The organism is Halorubrum sp. Atlit-28R, assembly GCF_003665955.1.
GTDB lineage: Archaea > Halobacteriota > Halobacteria > Halobacteriales > Haloferacaceae > Halorubrum > Halorubrum tropicale.
The window spans coordinates 1-519 of the sequence record NZ_QPLS01000136.1; the positions used below are offsets into that span (position 1 = coordinate 1).

General features: G+C 42.6%; 1 protein-coding gene. It reads right to left on the bottom strand.

Annotated elements, in window-relative coordinates:
* Positions 1-300: hypothetical protein (locus DVK06_RS18585; RefSeq protein ID WP_147438171.1), on the bottom strand; the 300-nt coding region annotated here is incomplete at its 3' end.
* Between the last annotated feature and the right edge of the window lie 219 nt (positions 301-519).

The window sequence follows — 519 nt, forward strand, 5'->3', positions numbered from 1 at the left end:
CACATCATCAAGATCAGTTACTCCTAACTCCTGATCCATGAAACTGAAAAATATCGAAAGTTTCCCTGTCGGGGTATTCTGAATAGTCCGAACAACCTCTTCAGTCTCCCCTGTTGATTTTTCTCGGTTATAGTTCAAAACCTTGTAAATATTCAATCCACCTCCGCTTGCTTTTGACTCATGCTCACCAGATGTCTCAACAAGTTCGGCAACTTGGCCTTCGTTTACGAATTGTAGGCGTTGGTTGACGCGGGGTTCATCAATGTAGATAAAGTCTGGTAAGTCACCAATTCCAATCATACTAAAACAATATGTTAGTTACTGCCAAAAATACTTGCACAGTTCAGTCAAACTAGCAGTGACCTAGATGATTTCTCCAATCAGCTTACGAGAGTAAGCTACCGTCGGCACGATTATGGATTGATTCATGGGTTGAGGAGTCTCTCAAAGTTCCCCACCTCCCAGTACCCAGATATCACGAGTATAATGGCTACAAACCCAACCAAGAGACCCTCTAAA